Source organism: Actinomadura sp. 7K534, from assembly GCF_004348575.1.
In the GTDB taxonomy this organism is placed as follows: domain Bacteria; phylum Actinomycetota; class Actinomycetes; order Streptosporangiales; family Streptosporangiaceae; genus Spirillospora; species Spirillospora livida.
Genome location: NZ_SMKB01000382.1, coordinates 1 through 4328, shown reverse-complemented (window position 1 = coordinate 4328; position 4328 = coordinate 1). Strand labels below are relative to the sequence as shown.

Sequence of the window (4328 nt, the reverse complement as noted above, 5' to 3'; positions counted from 1 at the left end):
GAGACAGGGTCTGCCCCGTGTGGAACAGCCCGATCACGCCGAGCTCCTCCAGGGCCTCGTAGAGCGGGTAGAACGCGGTGTCGTTCGGCGTGAACCGCTGCAGGCTGGGGTGGAACTTGAAGCCGCGCACGCCGTACTCGGTGACGAGCCGCCTGGCCCGCTCGACGGCGTCCGGGGCGTGCGGGTCGACCGAGCCGAACGGGATGAGGACGTCGCGGTGCCGCACCGCCTCGCGCGCGATCTCCTCGCTGGACAGCCCGGGATGCCCGAGTCCGGTCGTCGCGTCGACCGTGAAGACCACCGCGGCCATGCCGCGCGCCCGGTAGTACTCCGCGAGGTCGGCGACGGTCGGGGTGCGGTTGTCGTCGGAGCGGAAGTACTTCGCCGAGGCGTCGAGCAGCTCTCCGTCCAGGGCGTAGTGGCCGTGCCCGTCGCTCTCCACGTGGGTGTGCACGTCGAGGGCGACGATCGATTCGACGTCGATGGCGGGTTCGTAGCGCGTCGTCATGCCACCATCCTGGAGCCGGGACCGGCCGGCGGGTCGATCCTATTGTGTCAGTGATTACTGGCTTGATCTAATGGCGAGTGGCCCGCCACCCGCTACCCCGGGAGCCCGGTATGAGACCGCGCCCAGTCCTCCGGATCGCCGCCGCCGCGCTGCTCTGCACGGGCCTCGTCGCCGGGCCGTCGACCGCCGCCGCGGCGGAACCGGCTCCGCTCCAGCCCGCGGCGACCCCATGGCTGTGGCCGCGGAGCGGCCTGGAGGCGGTGTCCGCCACCGGCCCCGACGACGTGTGGGCCGTCGGCTACCAGGGCTACCAGGCGATCGACTACTCCATCCCGGGCTGGCCGAACGGCACGGTGCAAATCCTGCCGCCGAAGGCCGCCGTGGTCCGCTGGAACGGCTCGTCCTGGCGGACGTACGACCTGCCCGGCACCGGCGGCGACGCGATGCTGAGGGAGATCGACGCCAGGTCCCCGTCCGACGTGTGGGTGCTCGGCACGCTCCACCCGAACCAGCGGCCGGTCACCTACCTCGCGCATTGGGACGGGACGCGCTGGGAGCAGGTGGAGACCCTCACCGACGAGCGCGCGCCGCGCACCCCCGCGGGCGACTCCACCGGCGCCTGGTTCGGCTGCGGCAACGACCTCTGCCGCTGGCAGGACGGCGAGTGGACCATTCAGGAGACCGGCCGCCCGCCCGACGCGTGCTGCGTCGAGGTCAGCGAGATCTCCGTGCTGTCGGACGACGACGCCTGGGCGGCGGCCCACTGGGGCCTGCTGCACTGGGACGGCCGGACGTGGAGCAAGCTTCCCGGCTCCGGGGAGCACCGCTGGCTGCGCGTTCTCGCCGTCTCCGCCGACGAGGTGTGGGCGTCCGGCATCCGTTTGACGAGCCCCACCGGCTCAGAGCGGTTCCTGGTCCGCTGGGACGGCCATGTCTGGCACGAAGAGCCCCCGCCCCCGGGAGACCTGTCCCTGATCAAGACCGGCGACGGAACCATGTGGGGCGTGGAAAGGCACCAGGGCGGAGTCCACCGCCTGGACGGCTCGTCCTGGACGGAGGTCACGGTCCCCAAACCGGACGACGGCCGCATCAGCGGCGGAACCGCCGTCCCGGGCAGCCCGGCCCTATGGCTCGTCGGCAAGACCCCGAACATCCCTGTCGTCATCAACAACAACCACTGAGCCACTTGGACGGACCTGGACAGCCCGGCTATTGTGCCACCGATCACTGGCTTGATTGAATGGGCGCAGCCCGTGACCGCCTACCCCCGGGAGTCCCGGTATGAGATCGTCCCTCCTCCTCCGGATCGCCGCCGTCGGTCTGCTCGGCGCGGGCCTCGTCGCCGGGCCGTCGACCGCCGCCTCCGCAGCGGAACCGGCTCCGCTCCAGGCGGCGTCCACGCCATGGCTGTGGCCCCGGAGCGGGCTGGAGGCGGTGTCCGCCACCGGCGCGAACGATGTATGGGCCGTCGGCTACCAGGGCTACCAGGGGATCGACTGGTCCGTGCCGCTCTGGGGGGCCGGCACGATCCACGTCCTGCCGCCGAAGCCCGCGGTGGTCCGCTGGAACGGCTCGTCCTGGCGGACCTACGACCCGCCCGGTGGCGGCGGCGACGCGGTGCTGCAGGACGTCGAGGCGAGGACCCCGTCCGACGTCTGGGTGACCGGGACGCTCCGCCCGCACACGCAGCAGAGCGCCCCCTACCTCGCGCACTGGGACGGGACGCGCTGGCAGCAGGTGCAGGGACCCGACGAGTGGTGCGCGCCGCGCACCCCCGCCGCCGACTCCACCGGCGCCTGGTTCGGCTGCGGCAACGACCTCTACCGCTGGCAGGACGGCCAGTGGACCCTCCAGGAGACCGGCCGCCCGCCCAACGCCTGCTGCGTCGCCGTCACCGACATCTCCGTGGTGTCGGACGACAACGCCTGGGCGACGGCCACCTGGGGCCTGCTGAAGTGGGACGGCCAGACGTGGAGCAAGGTCCCGGACTTCGACAACGGCTACCGCTTCACGCGCGTCCTCGCCGTGTCCGCCGACGAGGTGTGGGCGGTCGGCCTCCACAACACGGGCGGTCTGACGTCCGAGCAGGTCATGTTCCGCTGGGACGGCCAGACCTGGCAGGAGATTCCCACGCCCCCGGGCGACGAGGCACTGTTCAGGACCGGCGACGGGACCGTGTGGGTGCTGGCGGGGTACTGGCGCCACCTCCACCGCCTGGACGGCTCGTCCTGGACGCAGGTCACGGTGCCCAAGCCGGACGACGGCCGGATCACCGGCGGAACCGGCGTCCCGGGCAGCCCGGAACTCTGGCTGGTCGGCAAGACCCCGAACGTGCCCCTCGTCATCAACAACCGCTGACGGCGCACCCGCGAGGTATAACGAAAGACCCCTCTCCTCGCGGCAGGTGAGCGATGCCAGAGCCCGACACCCGGAAAGTCGGTTACCTACGCACGAACTCGCCGCCCCGACCAAGCGTCATCGCGGGTTACCACCCCTGGTACTCGTACAAGCCGATGAAATCGGTCGACGAATTCCTCGGCAGGCAGAGGTACGTCGCGGTAGACGATGACCTCCGCTGGCGGTTCCACTCGCCCATCGCCCCGTTGCAACTGCGGGCTCCGGCCGCCGACGTGGAGCGCTGGCTCGACGCCACACGCTCGCTGGTCGAGCGGGTCATGGAGGTGAATCGGCAGGACCACCGGGCCGCCGTCCGGCTGAACCCCGGGCTGACCCCGATGTGGCGCCGGATCCTGTGGAAGATCCGGCCCAGGGCCAGCCGCGCACGGATGCGCAGCGAGTACGAGGCCGTCCACGACCGGCTCTACGGCGAACTGGCCCGGGCGTACGAGGCGTACGACGAACAGACCACGGGCTTGGTGGAGCACGTCCAGGCGAAACACCTGGCGGCGCAACGGGAGACGGAGGCGCTGGTCAGGCAGGAACTCCGCGAGCGCGAGGAACGGATCGCCGCCCTGGGCGGCCCCGAAGACGCGGTCTGGGCGTACTGCGTGCTGGAGAAACCCGACGGGCAGCGTGACATCGAGATCTGGGTGCCGACCCTTGACGACGACCCGCCCGCGCCGCCGCTGCTGGCGAACGTCACCGCCCGTGAGATCCAGGCCGAGATCGCCAGGGAACGCGCCGAGCACCCGTACACCGCCGTGTTCTGGTCCCTCAACACGTCGGAGGCCATGCGGGAACGGCAAGGCGACGAAAACCCGTATCACGACGATTACGAAGACGAAGCCGAGGTGAGGACCTGGGAGGAACTGACGGGCGAGCGGATCGAGCAGCTCCCCTCCCCTCCGGACAGCGGCCCCGGCAGCCGCCCCACCGGCGCCCACGGACCCTCCAGCACCTACGGCAGCGACTACGGAGCCGGCAGCGACTACGGAGCCGGCGGCGACTACGGCGGCGGCGGATACACCGGCGGCTTCGGCGGCTCCTTCTGACCGGTCATGGGAAGAGCCACCGCCAAGCTCACGCGGCGCTCGCTGAACGGCTGCGGCCATCCGCGTGGTGGCCCGATCCCGTCTCAGAACGGGATCGGGAGTGTTGAGGCGTGAAGGTACGGCTGGACGTGGAAGAGTTTGGGCTCTACCTCACCCGGTCCACGTTCGCGCTCAGCGATCCGGCGGCTCACGAGCTGGCCGGCCCGCTGATCGCGGACGCTGCGCCCTGCAAGCGCGCCCATCGCCCTGTGCTCTGAGTAACGGAGATATGCGGGGAGAGTAAGCGCAGGCCGCGGGCGGCTTGGGAGATGGTGTTCGCGGTGGGTCGTCCGTGCAGAGGGGGCGGGACGACCCGCCGCAACATGACG

General features: G+C 71.1%; 5 protein-coding genes. 4 read left to right on the top strand and 1 reads right to left on the bottom strand.

The window, feature by feature from the left end:
• Nucleotides 1-484: amidohydrolase family protein (locus tag E1266_RS35925; protein WP_279436375.1), on the bottom strand; the 484-nt coding region annotated here is incomplete at its 3' end.
• Nucleotides 485-618: 134 nt separating this feature from the next.
• Between E1266_RS35925 and E1266_RS35920 the strand changes: the two genes are divergently transcribed.
• The 4 genes from E1266_RS35920 (at nucleotide 619) to E1266_RS38560 (ending at nucleotide 4217) form a co-directional block, all read left to right on the top strand.
• Nucleotides 619-1689, top strand: coding sequence for a hypothetical protein (locus E1266_RS35920; RefSeq protein WP_132054854.1), 1071 nt, complete (start codon nucleotides 619-621; stop codon nucleotides 1687-1689).
• Between the two features lie 100 nt (nucleotides 1690-1789).
• Entirely contained in the window at nucleotides 1790-2866 is a 1077-nt protein-coding gene (locus tag E1266_RS35915; protein ID WP_132054852.1) for a hypothetical protein, read from the top strand.
• Between the two features lie 155 nt (nucleotides 2867-3021).
• Nucleotides 3022-3960 (top strand): hypothetical protein, encoded by a 939-nt coding sequence (locus tag E1266_RS35910; RefSeq protein WP_132054850.1) that lies wholly within the window; start codon nucleotides 3022-3024, stop codon nucleotides 3958-3960.
• A 110-nt stretch (nucleotides 3961-4070) separates the two neighbouring features.
• The gene (locus E1266_RS38560) at nucleotides 4071-4217 is read left to right on the top strand and encodes a hypothetical protein (protein ID WP_165966352.1); all 147 of its coding nucleotides are present in this window, start codon (nucleotides 4071-4073) and stop codon (nucleotides 4215-4217) included.
• The last annotated feature ends 111 nt before the right edge of the window (nucleotides 4218-4328 follow it).

Bases quoted from the DNA above. Each gene is read 5' to 3' on its own strand.
- E1266_RS35910 (WP_132054850.1), top strand. From the start codon at position 3,022: ATGAAATCGGTCGACGAATTCCTCGGCAGGCAGAGGTACGTCGCGGTA.
- E1266_RS35915 (WP_132054852.1), top strand. From the start codon at position 1,790: ATGAGATCGTCCCTCCTCCTCCGGATCGCCGCCGTCGGTCTGCTCGGC.
- E1266_RS35920 (WP_132054854.1), top strand. From the start codon at position 619: ATGAGACCGCGCCCAGTCCTCCGGATCGCCGCCGCCGCGCTGCTCTGC.